The organism is Phaeobacter sp. NW0010-22 (assembly GCF_040365955.1).
GTDB lineage: Bacteria > Pseudomonadota > Alphaproteobacteria > Rhodobacterales > Rhodobacteraceae > OMPR01.
In genome coordinates, this window is sequence record NZ_BAABWT010000001.1 from 89,048 (window position 1) to 108,894 (window position 19,847).

A 19,847-nucleotide genomic window follows, 5' to 3' on the forward strand; every position below is an offset into this window, starting at 1 on the left:
TGTTACACCAATTCCATTACCGTCGTCACAATCAGGCCATGGCCAATCGCATACCGCCCAGAGATCGTGTCACCGCTTGCAAAGGGTGCCACATCTTGGCGAAAATGGGCAACAAAGCTTTGATTTTCAAGGTCCACGGCAATTTCAAGCGTATCAAAGTCGAACAGAGTTTGACTTAGCCGATACTGCGCTTTGTAGACACATTCTTTGATACTAAAGATCAATTTAGCGCTTTGACCTGGATTTTCCTGTTCGGCCAGCCATTGGCGTTCGGTCTCGGTGCAGATGGTGGGGAGCAAATCATCATCAAGCGGTTGATCAGGTTCCAGATCAAGCCCAAGCAGGCGTACCTCTCCTTCCCAACCGACGGCGGCAAGACAGGCCGTGTCTGTATGTGTGATGGAACCAACCAGCATTGGGGGCCAGATGGGCGCGCGATCTTCGCCCATAGGAATTGCGATGGCTGGGGCGCCCAACTCTTTGAGCGCCAACCGGGCGGCGGCGCGGCCAGCACTAAATGCACGCAGGCGCTTGTCGACGGCGTTTTTCAAGGCCTCGGTTTCTTCGGGGTAAGCGTCATAGCGACCCGTTGGGTTGGCCGAGGCTAAGGCAACTTTGCCTCGCAGCAGTGGGCTTGCTAACATCAATGCGGCAGTATGATCCAGATCGCTCATTAGGTGCGTTCCCGTCGGTTGGCGCGCATAGCTTTGCGCTTGGACATGGTTTCAGTTCGGGCGGGTTCGTTAACTTGGGGTGCTATAATGGCAGGCGCATCCGCAGAAAGATGCCCGGCCAACCCCCCAAGGGTTGGAAAGCGGAAGATGTCGGTGATTGACAGGGACGGGATGTTCAGCGTTTCACGAATTTCACGGTGGGCTTGAACAGCCAACAGTGAGTGTCCGCCAAGGGTGAAGAAGTTGTCGTCTTTCCGAATATCCCCGACGCCCAGAATACGCGCCCATATGGTTGCGATCTGCCCTTCGATCCCGTCGCTCTGGACAGGCGTCTCATCCCGAGGGGCCTGTTGGGCAGCGGGTTCTGGCAGGGCCTTTCGGTCGATTTTCTTGTTTGGAGTCAAAGGGAAGGCTGGGAGAGTCATGATGTGGCTGGGGATCATCACCTCGGGCAAGTGTGCCGTGAGGTGGTCCCGCAAGGCCGCGTCAGGCACCGGCCCAGAGGTCGTGATGTATCCAGCCAGGCGTGTGTCACCCGGGGTTTTTTCGTTTGCAACGACGACAGCCCCGCTGACGCCCGCAAAGGCCGCCAAAGCACTCTCGATTTCACCAAGTTCTATCCGCTGGCCACGAATTTTGACCTGATGATCGGAACGGCCGAGGAATTCAATTTGACCATCGGTGCGCCACCGCGCGAGATCGCCCGTCCGGTACATCAACGGTGCCGCAGCGACTGTTAAGCCAGCCTCTGCTGCAAAGGGATCGTGGACAAACCGCTCTTCGGTCAGATTGGAGCGCTGCCAATATCCACGTGTGACACCTTCGCCGCCGATCAGCAATTCACCGGGAACGCCGATGGGACAAGGTTGCCCTGCTGCATCCAGAACATAGACCGCTGTGTTCGCAATCGGGCTGCCGATGGAAACGGTTCCTGATGCGCCAGCAGGTACGGCAGTCGACGTGGACCAAATGGTCGTTTCCGTCGGCCCATACATGTTCAAAACCGAAGCGCTGGTGCATTCCCGCAGGTCTTCGACCAGTTCGCCGGGCAGGGCTTCGCCGCCCAGCAACAATTGTTTAACGCGCCCAAGTGCCAAGCGCGCTTCGTCGTTCATTGCTATCATGCGGGCCATTGAGGGGGTGCATTGCATATGCGTCACATCATGGCGCAGGATCTGCGCCGCGAGCGAGAAGTCATCTTCGGCAACGGTTGAAGGCGCATTGGCGCGCTTCAGAACTTCGGCAAGGGGTGTCAAACCCTCAAGCACGACATCGGGGTCGATGCCATAATCAATCAAGCATGCAATTTCATCGACACCAATCCGTTTGAGGGATTCAGCGCGGGCCAGACCATCCTCGACCGTTCCAAACAGACCTGAGTCTTCAAAATACCGTTCAAACGCAAAATCTAGGATCGCTTCGAGTTCATCGTCGCTAAGGACGCCCAGGTCCATTTCAAAGGCATTGGACACGCCCTGCGGTTTTTTGAAGGCGGGAAAGGCCCAGGCGTATTGTTTGATAAGACCGGCTGCAGCGCGCAGATAGTCCTTCATTGGTTCGCGTGCGATGCGCGCCGCTTCTTCCCGCGTTTCGGCAAGATATGTATGCAGCATCAGTGTGACTTTGAATTTCGCCGGATCATGGCCTGCGGCGCGCAAGGCCGCGTGATAAATCCTGATCTTTTCGGCGACTTCATCAATGCTCTGACCCAAGAGGTGTGTCAGGACGTTGGCGCCGATGGTTCCGGCCTCTTTCCAGGTTTCGGGGTTGCCAGCGGTCGTAACCCAAACGGGCAATTCATTCGAAACGGGGCGCGGTTGTGTGACAACTTCGTACATCGTGCCATCCGCCTTGGGAAAGGCGACCGCCTCGCCACGCCACAGCTTGCGCAGGGTTTCGATGGTTTCAAACATCGCTGGTTTGTTGCGCGGGGGGGTGTTTTCGGGGCGAAGAACAAAATCATCAGGCTGCCAGCCAGAGGCAATCCCAAGGGCGGCCCGACCGCCCGTCAGGTTGTCAATGATAGCCCAATCTTCGGCAATTCGTGCCGGGTGGTGCAAAGGCGCGACACAGCTGCCAGCACGAACAGACAGGTTTTCTGTCACGGCGGCGACAGCAGCGCCCGTCACCGCAGGGTTGGGGTAGGGGCCGCCAAAGGCGTGAAAGTGGCGTTCAGGCGTCCAGACGGCGTTGAAGCCGTTGGCGTCGGCGAACTTGGCTCCTTCGAGCAGGAGTTTGTATTTCTTGGGGCCAGGGCCATCGTCATTGCCCCAATACATCAGGTTGAAATCGAGCGGACGGTCGCTGACGGCGATGGGGCCTTGGGACACTACGGCGCGATTTTCATCGCTGCTCAGCACCACTTTGAAACCGCGTGCCAGAGTCCAGAACAGTTCGAGGACCGAAATGTCAAAGGATAGGCTGGTGACAGCCAGCCATACACCGCCCTTTTGATGATCGATCCGATCATCCATGCCAGCAAAGAAATTGGCCACGTTTCGGTGTTCGACCATGACGCCTTTGGGCGTTCCGGTCGAACCCGAGGTATAGATCAGATACGCCAGATCATCCGCACTGGCGCCGCCATCAACGTTTGGCGCGCTTAGATCCGGGGTCACTGTGTCGATGCATAGGACATCCGCCGACGACGCGGGCACTGAATCCTGCAGCGTGCTTTGGGTTAGAATGACTGCTGCCCGACTGTCGGTTACGAAGTGGGCAATACGATCTGACGGATAGGCCGGATCCAGAGGCACATAAGCTCCGCCTGCCTTGAGGATCGCCAGCGCGCCGACTATCAGGTCAACAGATCGCTGTACATACAGCCCAACATTGGCGCCGGGGCCAACACCCATTGCGCGCAATTTCTCAGCAACGGTATTTGCGCGGGCGTTCAAGGCTGCATAGGTGAGCTGCTCGGATTCAAAAACAAGCGCGGTCTCATCTGGGCTTAGTGAAACTTGTGATTCAAATGCCTGATGAATTGTCTGCGTACGGTTGTAATCGCGCGCGGTTCTGTTCCAGTCGGTTAGCGTTTGAGAGCGTTCTGATGCGGGCAGAATGGCGAGTTTTTGTACCGTTTCCCCATCCGGTGCCTGTGTCACCGCATACATCGCGCTTTCTAAGCGGCGGGCAAGGATCTCAATCGCAACTGCATCGAGATGTCCGGTATGCGCGTGCAGTGTGGCATGTCCCGGTGACAGGCAAACTGTGACGTCTGTTCCGTCAATAGGTTCGGCACCGTTAAGAGACAGTCCAAACGCAGGCTGCGTGACCGATCCAATTTCTGGGTCGCGCGATGGCAGATCCATCGCAAACCCACCCAATGCGTCCGCCTTGGCGATGTGGTGCAATGTGCGGTCGGTTAGAGCGGCCAAGGGTTCTGAGCTGCGGATTTGTAGGGGGACCCACGGGCTGAAATGTTTTGACTTTGCAGCATCCTGGAGGGTTGCATTGGAGACAGCGATATCGCCGTACTCCTCACCGCTGCTGCGCAATGCAAAGGCAAGCACAGCCGTAAGCGCCTGTTCACCAGACAACCCATGGGGAACGGAGATCCGCTGCGCTGACCATGATCCATCTTGTTTGAGTGTGGCCAAAGGCAAGGGCAGCGACGCCATCGCCGTCAATGCCTTGCGCCAATAGGGCTCGCCCTTGAGCGAACGCGCGGCTTGCTGCGCAATCTGTTCGGCCTGATCCTGCGAAAGGGGGGCCAAGCGTGTCCCAACGGGCGCGAGCGCTGCAAAATCAATTGTGTCACCGCTCAGGGTGGTAAGCCCCTCTAGCAACAGATCGTTGGATCCGGTAGCGACCCGCAGTCCGGAGGGGTCATTGCTGACTACGGTTCCGGGAAGATATCCAGAGGCCGAGGCCATAATCTGTGCCTGCGCCACGCGCACGGGTTGCCCGGAGATAAGGATTTTAGAGGTGGTCAGTGGATTCCAATAGGCGCCGAAATCCAACCCGCGAACGTGGGCGGACAGGACCTCTGCGGTTTGGGTGTAGCTGAGATGCCCACCCGCCTCGGGACGATCCGAAAATGCGAAATAGCTGCGCTGGCTTAAATCCTGCGGGCTGCGATTCAGATCCGTTTCAAGTTGATCAACAACGGACGGAAAGCTGTCCATCGCTGCGGCATAACATTTGGAGTTCAACGATAGGGCGGTTTCGTCTTCGGCAATGTCGAACAGGGATTGTGACAGAATATCGCCTTCGTCGATCCCGCCTTCGATCATATGCCAAGTAATGCCGTGTTGCTTTTCACCATTGAAGATTGCCCATGCTGGCGTGTTGAGGCCAGCATATTTGGGCAAAGGCCCGTCGTGAAAGTTGATCGCGCCTTTTTTGGGCAGCGCCAAAACTTTTTCCGGAATGATCGCAAGGTTTGCGATCGAAAGCAGCCAGTCCACATCACCCGTTTTAAATTGCTCAGCCAGGTCATTCATTTGGCTGACAAGTGGCAAGCCTTTGGTCTTGGCCCAGTTCTGAATTTCAGCATTCTGCGTCTGGACTGCGCGCACTGAATGGCCGCGCTCTAGCAGCATTTCGGTGCATCCGATCAATAGGGATTCATTGCCGATGACAACACAAGAAAAAGTCATGTCTGGTCCTCCGAAATTGGGACAGAAATAGTCGGACTGCGAGCGGCAGTCTTACGAAAGGGCGCGCGTAACAAATGGGTGGTGAGGTCAGTCAAAAACCAATCCGGGTCGACCTGAGGTAGGGTTTGGATCAGGCGGCGGAACCGCCAGATGAGACCGCCAGCGATCAAGGCGAGCGTGCTGGCTACAAAGTATCCGGACCCTTTGGATTTAGTATAATAATGCTGCCGGGAATCGAACCAGTAGCCGGGCGTCCGTGACCAAGTTTTCATGCCAGTGCTGGCCGATCCGATGTGAACGACGCAGCTTTCAGGTAAGTAGTGCGTGTTCCACCCAGCTTCGGCTGCGCGCCGACACAGGTCGGTTTCTTCAAAGTACAAAAAGAATGTTTCATCAAAGCCGCCGGTTTGATCAATCACCTCTCGGCGGACCATCAGGCTAGCACCTGCGGTCCAATCAACTTTGGTGTCAGTTTCTGGGATAGGCAGCCGAACGACAGCGTTTTTCATCCATCGTGTGATCACGCCGGTGTGGGCCGCTGCTTCGAAATCCCCGCCCATGGATGGAAATCGAAAGGCCGTCGGATGGGGGGTGTCATCTGTGCCGCGAATGGCGCTTCCGACCAACCCGACCTTTGGATTTTCGATCAAGTAATCCCGTAACTTGGCAATCGCATCGGGGTCTGGCCATGCATCCGAATTGAGCAAGTAGTAGAAATCGGGCACGGACCCGTCCGAGAGACGCGCCTGCATGCCGAAATTCATGCCAGCCCCAAAGCCACCATTGTGGCCGCTGTCCAGCACCCGAACCCGATTGTTTTGGGTCCACCCGTTTTGCTCTGCCGCATGGGACAGCATCACAAATGAGTCATCCTCAGATCCATTGTCGATGACAACGATTTCCCCATCCAACCCTTCCATTTCACGCAGGGCTGCTGCGCACGACTTGAGCGTCAGCTCGGGCGTTTTGAAATTGAGGATTATGGTGAGAATTTTGGCCTTGCTCTCGCTCATCATTCGGCGACCTTTGAATACGCGCGAGGAACGGTTTCAGCCTCGTCGATGAACCCCTTTAGGTGCTCGGCCAGAACGGCAACATTTGGGACAAGTACCATGCTGTCGTGATCGCCGGGAACCTCAACCACACGTGTTTTTGGCGCCCATTGGGTCCACTCATTGTCTTCAAACACATACTCGCGTTGCTGGCTGACCCAACGCCCGCCCGAAACTTTCCAGTGCTTGTCCAGCGGTGGGCGGAACAGAACCAACGGACCCGACCAAGGGCGCAGCGAATAGACGCTAATGGCTTGATAAAAGGCGGACTCAATCTTTGTATTGTTGAAGGAGGTGATCGCAGTTTGCGGGCGCTCGCTTTGGCGTTTTTGCAATTCCCACGCGATCCGGTTCCCAGCCCATTCCGTCAAGAAGGCAGGGCCCTTCTTGCGCAATTCACTCATTTTTATCAGCGCCTTGTCTCGCTTCGACAACGTCGGGCGGACTGGAAGAGGGGTGTCGAGCATCGCGAGCAGAGCGACCTCTTCTCCAGCCTCTTCCAGTTGGTGGACCATTTCATAGGCAGTGAGACCGCCACCAGAAAATCCACCCAGCAGATACGGCCCGTGGGGCTGAACCTGCCGAAGTTCAGCAATATAGTCTGCGGCGGCTTCGACCAGCGTATCGTGGGCCTTGTCCTGTCCGATAAGGCCACGCGCCTGAAGCCCATAAACAGACCGTTCACGCCCCAACATCAGGGCCAAATGGCGCAGGTTCAACACATTGCCGAACATGCCAGCCACAATGAAAAACGGGGTGGCTTGGCTGTCTTTCGCAATGTGCAGCGGTACGACGTGTTTGAAGTCTGTTTTTGCTTCGGGTGCCTTGTCTTCGTTTGCGGCATCTTCGCGGTGGCCGATGCGTTCGGCAATACGGGCCACATTGGGGGCCTCGAACAGAAGCGAGATTGGGAACTCAACGTCAAAGGTGCGATTGATCTGCGCAAAGAGCCGCACGGCAATCAAGGAATGTCCGCCCAGATCAAAAAAGCTGTCTTCGACGCCGACCTGTGTGACCCCTAACAAGGTCTCAAAGAAGCCCGCGAGCGTTTTTTCGGTGTCGTTACGCGGAGCGACGTAATTCGTGTCCAGATCCGGGCGTTCAAAGCTTTGGGCGTCGCCTGCGGAGGGTGCCGAAATGCGGTCTGCCTGCTTGATCAAGTCCGAAAGGTCCATGGAACTCACGTAAACCTGCGACAGACCGGTGTTGAGCGCACGACGTAGGGCTTCGGGGCCTTCTTCGCGGCGGATGCCTTGGCTGATGTTATGATGCAGGCGCTGTTCCTCGGGCGACAACGGCGCGTCACTGCTGTGCGCTTCCAATCCCAAGGCCACTGCGTCTGCGTCTGGTGCCGCGGCAGGGCTCAGGTCGATGGTGCCAGTGGTGGCTTGCATCTGAAAACCTTCGATCTCGACGCAGATTTGGCCATTTGGATCGCTCAAGGTCACGTCAAACGAGACAAACCCATCGACCGCTGCGCTCCCTTCCGACAGGCGGACCCAACTGCGGATTTCGCGCGGCAGCGGGGAAAAGACTTGGATGGCGCGATATGACACGGGAACCCAGAGTGACGTGCCATCATAGCCGGGCGCGAGCGAGATGGCCCATCCTGTTGCAAGGTCCATCAGGCCGGGATGCAGTTGATACCCCTCAGCCAAATCACTGTGATAGGCATCTGGTAGAACCAGTCGGGCAAGCCCCTCGTTCGCTCCCAGGGCAAAGCTGCGCAACACATGCCACCGCGGGCCAAACGCCAGATGCCGTTCTTGGGGCGACTGCAGATACCCGTCGACCGGGCTTGTTTCCGTAGTGGGGCATGTGGCTGTGATCGCAGCCAAATCCAAAGGCTCCGATTGTTTTGGCTGCAATATTTCAACTTCTGCCTGCGCGTTAAGCTCGTAACCATCCCGACAGGCACTGTGCACGCTAAAGGCATAGCCTGTTGGGGTTGTTTCCAACCGCACGACGATCTCACGCTTGGCGCGATCCACGGCCAATGGTCTAAAGAAATACAAGTCACGAATAGCATAGGGCAGATCAACACCATGTGCCTTTAGGGCCTGTGCTGCGAATTCTACATATCCGGTTCCGGGCAGCAGGGCATCGCCGTTTGTGGTGCGGTGCTCATCCAGAACCCAGTGATCATCGGCGCTGAGATGGGAGACAAACAAGCGATTTCCCGAAGGGTCGAAACCGGCCTCATCCAAAAGCGGCAGGGGGCTGACAACACGTTCGGTCGGTGGATTTCCGTCGAGGCGGGTATCTTTCGCTTCGGCGGCCATGCCAACGTCAGACCAGACCCCCCAATTGACGGCAATCACACGGGTCGCGCCTGATTTCCGGCTGTTTGCCCATGCATTTAGGTATTCGTTCGCCGCAACATAATCGACCTGACCAGCAGGGTGTGTCGCGGTAGAGGAGGATGCGAAAAGCACCATTAGTTCCAGCATACCGTCCGGGAAAATCTCATCCAAAACGCGCAGCCCGGAAATCTTGGGCGCTAGAACTTGCTGAAGCTCAGCTTCGGTTTTGGTCAGGATTGGACCGTCGTGGATGTGACCTGCACCATGGATGACACCATTCAATGCGCCAAAGGTTTCTTCGGCCGTGTGCAGCGCTGCGCGCATTTGTTCGCTGTTGCAGACATCGGCGCTGATCGCGAGCACGGCACCTGAGTTTGAGGCCTCCAGATCTTGCAGAGCTTTGATGCGGCTCACAGTCCGATCTACCGGGCTGTGGCTGGCAAGATAGCGGGCCCATTGGTCACGGGGTGGTAAAGGGTCACGCGACAAAAGCACGACATTGGCGTGATGGCGTGTCATGAGATCACTGGCCAAGGTCAGCCCGATCCCGCCAAAACCCCCGGTGATGAGGTAGGTTCCACCATCTTTGAAGACCGGGTCTTCCTCAGACAACAGGGTCGGCTTGTAACTTTGCCCGTACCGCTTTTCACCCCGCCAAGCCGCGTCAGAGGTTGATGGCTCGGCAAGCAGTTCCTCGAGAATACGTGAGGTCGTAGTATCGGTTTGTGCAGGTGTTCCAGATCTTAGGTTTGCAAAAAAGCCGGTAGGGGGCGTCTCAGGAAGCTCAATGTCCACACGTGCACAGGTCACACCGGGCATTTCGTGTGGGATAACACCTAATGGCCCTGCGATGGTCGCTTTTTCGGGGTAAGGCAGCGCTTCTGAAAACACTTGTGCTGCACCGGTGGTGAACGTGATGATGTGAACGTTTTCAGGCATTTCCACGCTGCCTATGGCTTGCGCCAAGGCCGTCAGCGAGAGAAACCCACATTCCATGTTACGATCATAAAAGCTGTGACCGGGGCGGAAGATTTCCTGATCTGTAACCAGCCAAAAATGCCCGATCCGGTTGGGAAGATCGCCCGCATTGGCTAATTCTTGCAGAAGTTGGTCATAACTGCGGCGGCCTTGCTCGGGCGCGATTTGATACTGGGTATCGCCTAATTTCGCAAAGGTATCCCCAGCACTGACGCGAATGACCCGATGGCCAACCGTGCTCAGACGTTCGCAGGCGGGTCCAGCGATATGAGCATCATCCTCAAATATCAGCCAGGTCATTGGCGCGATTTCTGACAGTTCTTGATCTACGTCGATATCGCATTCAGCCAGACGCGGCCGCCATGCGGTCCGGTATCCCCATTGGGTCTGATCGTCTTTGCGGGCCAGTGCGCTGTCGGCTTCGATGGCGATTTGCTTGCCCGGTTCGATAAAATAGCGGCTGCGCTGAAACGCATAGGTTGGCAGGGGCAGGCGATGGCGCTTGGCCTCGCCCCAGATTTGCGGCCAATCCGCCGCAACACCACAGGCCCACAGCCGCCCGAAGACAGAAAAGAAATAGGCATCATCTGAGATCGCCTGATCTGGATGGCGCAATGCGCTCAGGACTTGCGCGGGGTTCACGCCGTCGGACATTTGCGCAAGGGAGCTGAGCGCCTTGCCGGGGCCAACCTCTAGGAACACCCGGTTGGGGGCTTGCAGGGTTTTGATGCAATCCGCAAACATCACAGTATTGCGCAGCTGGCCAACCCAATATTCTGGATCGGTGGCTTGCGCGTCGCTCAGCGCTGTACCGGTTCGGTTGGACATCACAGGGATGGTGGGCGCATCCAGAGCAATCTTTTTCAAGAAAGCCCGGTATTCTGCCAGTATAGGGTCCAACATGCGCGAATGGGCGGCAATGTCGATTGGAATGCGTTGATGATCAACATCTTGCGCGCTGAGGGTTTCTGCAAGCCGATCGAGCGCTGCTTGTGGCCCTGACACGGCAGTCAGGCGCGGGGCGTTCACGCTGGCGATGTCTATGTCATCGTCAATCAACGCCTGTACGTCCTCTAATGGCAGCGAAATTGACAACATCCCACCGGCGGGAACCGTGTCAAACAATCGCCCCCGAAGCAGAATGAGATCGATGCAATCTTCGAAACGCATCACACCTGCCAAACAGGCGGCGGTGTTTTCCCCCATGGAATGGCCAACCATTGCGGTCGGATGCACACCCCAGCTGAACCATAGCTGCGCAAGGGCATATTCTACGATCATGATCAGCGGGAGCTGAACCGACGGCTGGGTCAGTTTGGCGTTGGCCTGTGTTTCATCGCCTTCGGGCAACCAAATGGATCGGATGTCATAATCCAGCTGCTTTTGCAGATGTTCTAAGCCGCGGTCCATCCACTCCGCAAAAACCGGTTCGGTCTCATAGAGATCGCGTGCCATGCCCGCGTATTGCGCGCCGCCGCCGGGAAACATGAATACGGTTTCAGGGGATGCACCCAGAGCTTCGTGTGTGAACACTTGACGTGGGTCGGACGCTTCTAGCATTTCAGCCGCTTCCAAAGCGGTCTCAGCTACAAGAATACGCCGTTTTTCAAAGGCGCGGCGTCCCTCTTTCAGGGTGTAGGAAACATCTGCCAGATCAACATCAGGATTGGAGCGTAGATAGGTGGCTAACGATTGGGCGTTTGCGTCCAATGCAGCCTTGGACCGCCCCGAAATGCACAATATGTGAAAGGGGAAATCACTTTCTTCAGAGGGGCCGCGATCCGTCGCCTCTTGCAAAATTGCATGGGCATTGGTTCCGCCGACGCCGAGTGCGTTGATTGCTGCACGACGCGGCCCCTTGTGGGATGTCCATTCCCGCAAGGTGTCGTTGACTCGAAACGGGCTGGTTTCGAAATCAATGGCGGGGTTTGGCGCTTCGTACCCCAGGGACGGGGGGATCTCGCCGTGGTGCAGGCCAAGTGCTGTTTTGACCAACCCGGCAACGCCAGCAGCCGTATCGAGATGGCCGATATTGGTTTTGACAGACCCAACCCGGCAATAACCAACGTCTTGGGTGCTTTCGCGATACGCCTCACTTAGGGCCGAAATCTCGATCGGGTCACCAAGATATGTGCCGGTTCCGTGGCATTCGACGTAGTCAATCGTGTCGGGTTCGACTTTGGCAGCGCTTAGGGCTTGTTTGATTGCGATGGCTTGACCATCGACGCTGGGCGCAAGGTAGCCAGCTTTGGCCGCACCATCATTATTGATGGCAGACCCTTTGATGATGGCCCAGATATGGTCGCCATCCGCGACCGCATCTTTTGCGCGCCGCAGTGCAACAACACCGGCACCTGATCCGAAAACGGTGCCTTGCGCACGGTGGTCAAATGCATGGCAATGCCCGTCAGGCGATAGGATTTCATTCTCTTTGTAGAGATACCCACGCCCCTGCGGCAGCTCGATGGTGACACCACCGGCCAATGCCATATCGCATTCGCCATTCCGTAGGGCCTGGCTTGCATAGTGAACCGCTACCAAAGAAGTTGAGCAGGCGGTCTGCAGATTGATCGAAGGGCCTTTTAGATCAAAAACATGACTCACGCGGGTCGACAGGAAATCTTTGTCGTTGCCGGTGTGACGCAGCAGGAACATGCCCACATCGTCAACCAATCCGGGGTTCGAGCAGATGTTGAAATAGAAATAGCTGCCCATTCCGCAGCCGCCATAAACACCAATTGATCCGTCGATGCTTTCCGGAGGATGGCCTGCGTGTTCCATCGCTTCCCAAGCGGTTTCAAGGAATTTGCGGTGTTGTGGGTCAAGGATCGCGGCCTCTTTTGGGCTAAACCCAAAGAAATCAGCATCAAAAGTATCGTAGCCATCCAGTTTGGCCGTAGCGCGCACGTAATTTGGATTTGCCAAAAGGTCCGGGCGTTCTCCGGCGGCCAGCAGGGCCTCGTCGTCCACAACGGTTATGGATTCAGTTCCGGATCGCAGATTTTCCCAGAATGCAGCAGCAGAGGCTGCCCCGGGGACGCTTACAGACATGCCAACGATTGCGATGTCGTCGTTTAGATACTCGTGTTTACTCGTTGTCATAGGGCGACCAAACGATCCAGTCTGTGATTGCATCAGCCCGTTCCCCCAGAATTATTACGGCACAGGGGTAAAGGATGAAGCGTTTACAATTTTAAAGGCTCACGTCACCTTGATCTTAAGGTCTTGAAAAGCTGCACCGCAACGGTCCCGTTTTCAAATCCACAAATCTTGCCAGCGTGAACAAACACAACCATTGCCTAACTTTGTGACCAGAGTAGGGACAATCTGTGTTCAATCCAGCCTGAGCCAAAGATTCTCAAGGATGTCACATCACATTGCGGGATGACGCATCCGTCTTTGACCGTCCGATGACAGGGCCTTTGCCAAACAGAGGCGGTTTTTCCGCTTTTCGTTTCGTTGCCTTGCTTTTCTCAACGTAACCTAGCACCGCTCCTGCACATAACCACGTAAAGGGCGTCAACGTGGCGTTCAAGAGCATGTCCATCATAGTCGCGGCCAAGATAATCGTGATTGTCGCCACATAAGGAGATATCTCTGATTTCTTCATTGTGCGCATTTTTAAGTACAGATGCGCGATGGGCGCGGAGAGAAGGCCCATTTGAGCAATGTAACCAACCCATCCAAAGCTCCCAAAGACGATGATCCAATTGCCATCAGGAATGGTCAGGATCTCTCCTGTCTCTGGATCCAGCTGTAGGTTTCGACCCCAACCGCCCCACCCAAACAATGGTTTTTCGTGTGCCCGGTCCAGCAGCAGCTCTTCGTTGTTGAACCGGAATTCTAGGGATTGCGCGCGTTCAGAGCTGAGGCTGTTGGCAAAATCTAAAATGGCTTCGAGCGGGATAAGGCCCGCGTTTCGCAACATGGGGTAAAAGATTGCAATCAAGGCCATAAACGCGGCGATGCGCACCTTTGTTCGCTGTGTTGCAAACAAGATTAGCGGTGTCAGAATAATCCCATAGGCAATCGACGCAAAGCTTTTACAGGCCAGAAGTACAAAGAACATATAGACCGTCGCGAGAGACCAAAGCCGCCCTGCTTCGCCCTTTTCATGGCGCGCCAAGGTCGCAACTGACAAAAGCACGGTAAACATGAACAACGCCAACCAGAGCCCATGGGGCAGGAATACAATTGGACGAAAGCCGCTCTCGCGGATCATCTGATTGAAATCGTGTTGGAAAAATCCATAGACAAAAATGTTGAGGAGTGGGCTGATCAGGGTCTCAATCCATGCGGGAATGGAATAGATCAACCCACCTATCGCGAGCGCAATAATGATCTCGCGCAGTCCAACCGCCGTAGCGAGAAACTGGCGAGCAAGAAAAAAGGGAATTAATACAATGAATTGACCGATGAGGACTGACAGAATATCGCGCACGCCCAGACCCGGAACAGAAAATGTTACAAACGTAATTGGATCGCTGTTGGCTAACACCTCAAAGACCAACGGATCGCGGTTGGTCAGGATGGTGGGTACAGTTCCAACCAAAAAAGCGATAAGCAGAAGGCGCACGGATTTGAGCTGTGGCCAGAAATTCAGAGACTTATGGGCAACAAAAATACAGGCGAGACAGGCACTGACACTGGATATGGAATCCTTGTTCATTGAGGGGATCAATGGGAGGTCGAATTCGGCGACGGGCGGCAGGATCAAGTATCCGCCCAGCAGGCTCCAGATGATAGCCCGTTCCAGAGACAGCTTTTGAAACAGCTTGATACAAACCAGCGGCCATATCATCAGCATCAGATAAGCGAGTGCATTGGGCATGTGGGATCTGGATTGCTCTTAGCTGTGGGGTTGGTGCAGTGTATCAATTTTGTGCGAATTTGTCAGGTTTTAGCGTGAGAATGCGGCGAACAGATGGCAGGAATAGTACGCTTTACCCACCATTTGCTGGCCCTGAGCTGTAGAGCAGGGTAGGCAGTTGACACCAACACAGGAGAGTGACGTGCAGTTCGCATTCGGGGATCAGGCAGTTAAGGTCAACATACCGACCCGCGTTGCCTTGTTCGAGGAAATCAAACGCCGGTTTTCGGAACGGCAAGGGTTTGCCTTAGCAACGGTCAATTTGGATCACCTTGTCAAATTGTCCGAGGATGCCGCGTTTGCGCAGGTCTACGCAGCGCAGGACCTGATCGTTGCAGATGGACGCCCGATCGTGGCGTTGTCACGGATGGCACAGCGCCCTGTTGATTTGATGCCAGGGTCAGATCTTGTGCGCCCTTTGTGTACCCTCGCGGCAGAAAGCGGTGCGCGCGTTGCTTTGGTCGGCAGTTCTGATCAGGCGTTGGCAGATGCCAAGGCGGTCCTTGAGGCGGATACACCGGGGCTTGAGATCGTTTATTGTTGTGCGCCGGCCTATGGGTTTGACCCAAGCGGAGACATAGCAGAGGAAATCTTGCTTGCGTTAAACGATGCGGGTGTACAGCTGTGCTTTTTGGCGCTGGGCGCTCCTAAACAAGAAAACCTGGCTTTGCGTGGGCGAACGTTGGCTCCACAGGTTGGCTTTGCCTCAGTTGGCGCTGGGCTGGACTTTTTGGGGAGGCACCAGGTGCGTGCCCCTTTGTGGGTGCGCAAGATTGCGCTTGAATGGCTATGGCGTGCTTGCAGCAACCCGGTTCGTCTGTTTCCGCGCTATGCCAAATGCGCGTTGATTTTTCCGGGGCAGATGGTGCGCGCGTTCAAAATGCGCAATGTCGCGCAGGATTAGAAGCCGAATAGATTTGCCTCAGATATAGCCTCACGGATGAACCCTGCGCGATCTGCTACGGGGGTCCAGTTGAGCTGTGATTTGGCTTTCTGATTGTCAAATGGGCTGAGATGCGCCCGTGACTGCCAATCTGCCAGTGAAGGACGTGTGAGACCCCTACGCCCAAGAACGCGGGTTTTGAGGAGGTGTTTGAACCTGTCAGCGGCGTACATCATACGAAGATTGCCCCGACCCACACGGATACGGGCCCCAAGGGCATCGTGGATGGCATCGAAATAAGCTGATGCGCTGAACTGAGGTTCACCGATCAGGTTATAGCTTTCGCCTTCTAGGTCAGGACTGTTTGCCATCTGTATCAAGGCGCGGGTGGTGTCATTAATCAACACAAACGGCAGTGTGTTTTTCCCATTACCCCAAATGCGAACAGCCCCGGCGCCGTGCCAACGGCCAATTCCCCAATGTTGAAGCGGTCCGCCTTTGCCCACGACGATGCCGGGACGGGCAATCACCAAAGGCAACCCTTGGTCGCGATGCATGGCTAATAACTGGCGCTCGCATTCTGCCTTGGATCGCGCATAAAGGTTTCGGTCTCGCATATCCTCTGGAAAACCGGTTTGTTCGGTGATCGTCGTTGATGGGTCAGACATATCATAGGAGGCGATGGTGCCCGTGTAGATCAGCCGTTTCACACCTGCAGTTAAACTGGCGTTTGCAATGCCGGTCGAAATCGCCACATCGTTATTCAGACAATCGGCCCAGCTGGTGTCGACGGAGCGGGCTAGATTATAAACAACATCAATCCCCTGCATCGCGTCCACCAAACCGTCGGTGTCACGCAGGGACAGCCCCACAGTTTCCACTTGGTCTGAAAGATCATCGAACGGACCGTGTCTGCCACGACTGATGACACGCACGTCTGACCCATCCTCCACCAGTGCACGTGTTAACGCGCGGCCAATGAAGCCAGTACCACCAATGACCATCGCTCTTGGACGTGGTTTGCGGGTCTGAATATGAGGGGCAGGAGCGGCAAATGTGGTCTGTTCAAGGGTTCTCTCCAGAACGCTCATCACTTGTACAGCTTGTGCGCCTGAGAATCTGGGGTCAGCAGGTTTGTTCTGAAGAAGCGGGTCATAGACCCCCCTCAGCATTCCAAGAAAGCTGAGCCCATAGGGGGATTTTTTGTTGAGTGAGAGAAGTTGCCGTGCAGCATTCACGCCTCCATCCTGAATATGTTGCCAGCCAAGTGACATTTGGCGTCGCAACGGATTCAGCACCAGATCAGAGGTGTTTTCCCCATCAATCAGCAATGTGTCCGAAGCAAAGTCCAACCGTCCCCGGGCGGTTGACCCATGCAGGGTCACGGAACGGTCATCCACCGTTTCCACCAGCGACAGAATGAAGGTCACATCAACATGCCCGGCTCGTGCAAGGATGCGCCAGCTTTGGGGATGGGTTTCCCCGCCGGGCAGGTCAACGGGCTTGCCCAGATTGACGTGCTCGATCGTGATGGCCCCGAACAGGTCGGTTGCAAATGCCACCAAATGTGGCGCCAGCTCCAGCAGCAAATTCTGTGGTTCGCGTAGTAGCCACAATGAATAGGGCCCGGACCGTAATGGAGGCATTGGAAAACTCCACCGAAACTCGGCGGCTGAAATTCGGCCTAAAGCCCCGCGGACAACTTGTTTCTTAAACGCCGCGTAGGATGGCAACCCAAGGAAGTTGTGCCCCGCGTGAAAGCGCCGGCCTGCCAGTTGTGCTGCATCTTCGATGTCTTGCGTTTGCTTTGCGCTTAGGGCGACAGGTTTTTCCACGAGAACATGTAGCCCGGCCTGAAGGCATTGAATGGCCAGATCCCGGTGTAAATCAGGCGGGGTCAGGATGTGTACGGCATCACAAACCTGCGCTTCGATTAGGTCTTCGAGCGTGGAAAACACGCGCGCGCCGTGGTTTTGTGCCAAGGTTTCTGCTTGGTCCACCGATGGGTCGCAAACCGCTGTTAGTTCGATGTTAGGGGTCGCAGCAATGGCATCAGCATGCCAGCTGGCGATATAGCCTGCACCGATCAGACCAATACGAAGAGAAGAAGCAGACATGTGATTGGCCTCACTGGTACTCAATAATTTCAGGGGGACGATTGCGGAACTTGCGCAAGGCGTAGGTTGCCATTCCGATCACGTTGGGAAACTTAGAAATCAACAGGAACCATGCCTGTTGCAGAGAGTTTGCCCAAGGCAAGCCTTCGGATCGGATGCCTCGTACACCGCGGGCATATGACAGGGCATAAAGAAGCAGAACCAGACCGAGCAAGACAGTGGAAAAAGCCGCCCCGATCACAGCTAAAACAGGCAAGAACAGGCCAAACACCAACACTCGTTTGCGTTCAGTGGAAAAATATCCGGCATGCATGTCGCCAACCTGAGCGAACCCATGACCCGCCCGAACGGCACGGCGCCACCACTGGCCGAAATTCGTCATCGCCGCATCATGCCGAGTCATCTGCAAAGGGAGCCGTTCTAAGGCCCATCCGCTGGCGGCGAGGCGCAGGCAGAATTCGTCGTCCTCAGCCGCAATGACTGTCGGGTCGAAACCGTTGACCTGGTCAAAGGCTTCGGCGCGCACCATCATATCACCACCACAGGCCACAATCGGGCCAGCGGGACGATGCCATTCCACGTCGCACATCGCATTGTACACGCTCGCGTCGGGGTACATTTCAGACCGCCACCCTGTCACAACGGCAAGAGTTGGGTCCGCGCGCAGTTTTCGTTCTGCCGCTGCAAGCCATCCGGGCACAATCTGACAATCGCCGTCTATGAATTGGACAAAAGTGGACGGGTTGTGGCGTTGAGCAGCCTGATACCCGGCATTGCGCGCTCGCGCTGCACTAAAAGGTTGGCTCATATCCAATTCAACGATGATCGCGCCTGCGGCCTGCGCCGCTGAAACGCTCTTGTCGGTCGATCCGGAATCCACATAGACCAGACATTGCGCCTGTCCTTTTGCTGCGGCGAGGGCTTGCACCAGTCGGTCGCCTTCATTGCGCCCGATAAGAACCAGATTGATGCTCATGATGCTTGCGCGGCCGTTAGCTCATTCTGAAAACACTGCTCTAACCGATCACAAGCCTTGTCCCAGCTGTGTGATTGGGCTGTGCGCAGAGACGCATCTGACATCTTTCGCCATTCGGGCGCGCTCAGAGACAGGACTTTGTGGGCGGCCTCTGCTAGCCCAGCGGCGTCACCGACGTCTGCAAGAAAGCCGGTGGTGCCTTCGACGATCAAGTCTTCGGCGGCACCAACCCGTGTCGAGGCCAACGGGCAGCGGCAGGCCATGGCTTCAAGCAGGGGCAAAAAGAACCCTTCGGAAGTGCTGGCACACAGAAACACGTCGCAAGCGGCATAGATGTCGCGGATACGGGACTGTGCGGGGCGGTGATGAAAAATGGCGCCTTCAGGCAAGGGCATTTTCTGCGTTGGTGGATTGGCCCCAAAAGCGGCCACATCTAAATCTGGCATCTTTTGTTTTAAGATTTTTACGGTCTCAAATACGGTATCGGACCCTTTGATTGGCCAAGGGCTATACATAAACCCAAGTGTCGGGCGCTGAGCCTTCTCTCGCTCAGGGGCGTGAAACTGTTCCAAATCAATTCCGTTGGGAACCAAAATGGCATCCTCGCGCCCGGTTTCCTCGTAAAGAGCCGAAGCCAGCCAGTTTGAAATCACAAGTGGCTTAAGCGGCAGGTGGTAGGCCCCTCTCGCGATCTGCCAAGGCAGGAACCCGTGAACTTCGTGCCCTTGGATCAGGCGGAACTTTCGGCCTTTTTCCGGCGGTGCGGCATTTACAGCAAATGCGGTTTCCCACCATGTTGCAACCAGAATGTCTGCGTCGGGCAGATCATGTGCTTCGATCTGGTAATCTGATCTGTTCGTTTCGCGGATCGGCAGGGGAAGGGTGTCGAAATGGCCGGGTTCAGTTCTGACCGGGCTAAAATCGCCTTTGGTCGCGGCTTGCAGGCGCTCTTTCCGGCCCCGGCTTTCCGGTCCCGGAGTTACGATTGTGACTTGGTGCCCACGCTCATGCAGCATCCGCGCATATGTCGCGATAACTCGCAAGCCACCAGACAGGTTTGAACGAGGGCTGAGAAAGGTAATCCGCAAAGGGCAGGCTCCGGGTCGCAGAACTGGGAACAGGGGGGCTATTTCCCCCATGTTTAGCATGCGATCTAACTTGATACAAAAAACATTGTTCGGTCTTAAATAAGGATCGCGGGGTGTGCTTTTTTAAGGCGGGTTAGAGGTCAAACAATGGCGGTTTTCGGCCTTTTTGCACTTATCAAGGGTGCGAGGTTGGGATGTGTTTTTATGCTTAGGGCAGGGGATTGAACGGACGTGGTGCGCGGCCCTTGTTGCCGAGGGATTACGGATACGCGAAGATGGCGCCAAATTGAAAGGCCCGGCGCGTC

General features: G+C 55.7%; 9 protein-coding genes. 1 reads left to right on the plus strand and 8 read right to left on the minus strand.

Features of this window, described 5'->3' with window-relative positions; genetic code table 11:
• Positions 1 to 2 precede the first annotated feature (2 nt).
• From ABWV33_RS00365 to ABWV33_RS00385, 5 genes are all read right to left on the minus strand, one after another.
• Positions 3 to 674: a 4'-phosphopantetheinyl transferase family protein gene (locus ABWV33_RS00365; protein ID WP_353328532.1), complete on the minus strand. Its 672-nt coding sequence runs from the start codon at positions 672 to 674 to the stop codon at positions 3 to 5.
• The gene (locus ABWV33_RS00370) at positions 674 to 5,275 is read right to left on the minus strand and encodes a MupA/Atu3671 family FMN-dependent luciferase-like monooxygenase (protein WP_353328533.1); all 4,602 of its coding nucleotides are present in this window, start codon (positions 5,273 to 5,275) and stop codon (positions 674 to 676) included. Before ABWV33_RS00370 ends, ABWV33_RS00365 begins: the two co-directional genes overlap by 1 nt.
• A complete protein-coding gene (locus tag ABWV33_RS00375; protein WP_353328535.1) occupies positions 5,272 to 6,288 on the minus strand; it encodes a glycosyltransferase family 2 protein in 1,017 nt (338 codons plus the stop codon). The genes ABWV33_RS00370 and ABWV33_RS00375 overlap by 4 nt, the downstream gene beginning before the upstream one ends.
• The gene (locus tag ABWV33_RS00380; RefSeq protein ID WP_502930894.1) at positions 6,288 to 12,710 is read right to left on the minus strand and encodes a type I polyketide synthase; all 6,423 of its coding nucleotides are present in this window, start codon (positions 12,708 to 12,710) and stop codon (positions 6,288 to 6,290) included. The genes ABWV33_RS00375 and ABWV33_RS00380 overlap by 1 nt, the downstream gene beginning before the upstream one ends.
• Positions 12,711 to 12,975: 265 nt before the next feature.
• Entirely contained in the window at positions 12,976 to 14,439 is a 1,464-nt protein-coding gene (locus ABWV33_RS00385; protein WP_353328539.1) for a hypothetical protein, read from the minus strand.
• A gap of 181 nt (positions 14,440 to 14,620) precedes the next feature.
• Between ABWV33_RS00385 and ABWV33_RS00390 the strand changes: the two genes are divergently transcribed.
• Positions 14,621 to 15,382, plus strand: a complete 762-nt coding sequence (locus ABWV33_RS00390) for a WecB/TagA/CpsF family glycosyltransferase (protein WP_353328540.1) — start codon at positions 14,621 to 14,623, stop codon at positions 15,380 to 15,382.
• Here the strand turns inward: ABWV33_RS00390 and ABWV33_RS00395 are convergent.
• From ABWV33_RS00395 to ABWV33_RS00405, 3 genes are read right to left on the minus strand one after another with little or no spacing between them, the layout of a single operon-like run.
• Complete coding sequence (locus tag ABWV33_RS00395) at positions 15,379 to 17,478, minus strand: NAD-dependent epimerase/dehydratase family protein (protein ID WP_353328542.1); 2,100 nt, start codon at positions 17,476 to 17,478, stop codon at positions 15,379 to 15,381. The two genes, ABWV33_RS00390 and ABWV33_RS00395, sit on opposite strands and share 4 nt — an antisense overlap.
• Positions 17,479 to 17,488: 10 nt before the next feature.
• Positions 17,489 to 18,454, minus strand: a complete 966-nt coding sequence (locus ABWV33_RS00400) for a glycosyltransferase family 2 protein (RefSeq protein WP_353328543.1) — start codon at positions 18,452 to 18,454, stop codon at positions 17,489 to 17,491.
• Complete coding sequence (locus ABWV33_RS00405; protein WP_353328545.1) at positions 18,451 to 19,593, minus strand: glycosyltransferase family 4 protein; 1,143 nt, start codon at positions 19,591 to 19,593, stop codon at positions 18,451 to 18,453. The genes ABWV33_RS00400 and ABWV33_RS00405 overlap by 4 nt, the downstream gene beginning before the upstream one ends.
• Between the last annotated feature and the right edge of the window lie 254 nt (positions 19,594 to 19,847).

Coding starts and splice junctions, on each gene's coding strand:
- ABWV33_RS00400 (WP_353328543.1), bottom strand. CDS start 18,454: ATGAGCATCAATCTGGTTCTTATCGGGCGCAATGAAGGCGACCGACTG.
- ABWV33_RS00405 (WP_353328545.1), bottom strand. CDS start 19,593: ATGGGGGAAATAGCCCCCCTGTTCCCAGTTCTGCGACCCGGAGCCTGC.
- ABWV33_RS00385 (WP_353328539.1), bottom strand. CDS start 14,439: ATGCCCAATGCACTCGCTTATCTGATGCTGATGATATGGCCGCTGGTT.
- ABWV33_RS00375 (WP_353328535.1), bottom strand. CDS start 6,288: ATGAGCGAGAGCAAGGCCAAAATTCTCACCATAATCCTCAATTTCAAA.
- ABWV33_RS00370 (WP_353328533.1), bottom strand. CDS start 5,275: ATGACTTTTTCTTGTGTTGTCATCGGCAATGAATCCCTATTGATCGGA.
- ABWV33_RS00365 (WP_353328532.1), bottom strand. CDS start 674: ATGAGCGATCTGGATCATACTGCCGCATTGATGTTAGCAAGCCCACTG.
- ABWV33_RS00395 (WP_353328542.1), bottom strand. CDS start 17,478: ATGTCTGCTTCTTCTCTTCGTATTGGTCTGATCGGTGCAGGCTATATC.
- ABWV33_RS00380 (WP_502930894.1), bottom strand. CDS start 12,710: ATGACAACGAGTAAACACGAGTATCTAAACGACGACATCGCAATCGTT.